This is a genomic window from Acinetobacter sp. ANC_7553 (assembly GCF_056779895.1).
This window is the reverse complement of the sequence record NZ_JBWYIV010000041.1, coordinates 1-1196: the sequence shown is the minus strand read 5'-3', so window position 1 is coordinate 1196 and position 1196 is coordinate 1. Positions and strand designations below refer to the sequence as shown.

General features: G+C 44.8%; 1 protein-coding gene. It reads right to left on the bottom strand.

Going from position 1 to position 1196, the window contains the following annotated elements:
- Positions 1-1191 carry an elongation factor Tu gene (tuf, locus tag AC1M9I_RS14570; RefSeq protein WP_481611210.1) on the bottom strand — a complete coding sequence of 397 codons (1191 nt, stop codon included), beginning with the start codon at positions 1189-1191 and terminating at the stop codon, positions 1-3.
- Positions 1192-1196: the final 5 nt, after the last annotated feature.

Sequence of the window (1196 nt, the reverse complement as noted above, 5' to 3'; positions counted from 1 at the left end):
TTATGCAGTTACTTTCGCAACAACACCAGCACCAACTGTACGACCACCTTCACGGATCGCAAAACGTAGACCTGGGTCCATTGCGATTGGGTGGATTAATTCTACTGACATTTCTACGTTGTCACCAGGCATAACCATTTCAACGCCTTCTTTTAATTGAATCGCGCCAGTTACGTCAGTTGTACGGAAGTAGAACTGTGGACGGTAACCGTTAAGGAATGGAGTGTGACGACCACCTTCTTCTTTAGAAAGCACGTATACTTCCGCATCGAATTTAGTGTGTGGCTTGATTGAACCTGGTTTAGAAAGTACTTGACCACGTTGTACGTCTTCACGCTTAGTACCACGTAAAAGTACACCACAGTTCTCGCCCGCACGACCTTCGTCTAGAAGTTTACGGAACATCTCAACACCAGTTACTGTAGTTTTAACTGTGTCTTTGATACCTACGATTTCAACTTCTTCGCCTACTTTAACGATACCAGTTTCTACACGGCCAGTTACTACTGTACCACGACCAGAAATAGAGAATACGTCTTCGATTGGCATCAAAAATGCTTGGTCTACAGCACGCACTGGCTCTGGGATGTAAGAGTCAAGCGCTTCAACAAGAGCAACTACAGCATCTTCGCCATATTGACCTGATTCACCGTTAAGTGCAGCAAGTGCTGAACCACGGATTACTGGAGTGTCATCACCTGGGAAGTCATAAGTAGAAAGAAGTTCACGAACTTCCATTTCAACTAATTCGATTAACTCTTCGTCGTCTACGATATCGCATTTGTTTAAGAATACGATGATGTAAGGTACACCTACCTGACGAGAAAGAAGGATGTGTTCACGAGTTTGTGGCATTGGACCATCTGTCGCTGAACAAACAAGGATCGCACCGTCCATCTGAGCAGCACCAGTGATCATGTTTTTAACATAATCGGCGTGGCCCGGGCAGTCTACGTGAGCGTAGTGACGAGTTGGAGAATCGTATTCTACGTGTGATGTATTAATTGTAATACCACGTGCTTTTTCTTCTGGTGCAGAGTCGATAGCAGCGTAGTCTTTAGCTTCACCACCGAATTTCTTCGCACATACAGTTGCGATAGCAGCAGTTAAAGTTGTTTTACCATGGTCAACGTGACCGATTGTGCCCACGTTAACGTGTGGCTTATTACGTTCAAACTTAGCCTTAGCCATGAGAT

Bases quoted from the DNA above. Each gene is read 5' to 3' on its own strand.
- tuf (WP_481611210.1), bottom strand. From the start codon at position 1,191: ATGGCTAAGGCTAAGTTTGAACGTAATAAGCCACACGTTAACGTGGGC.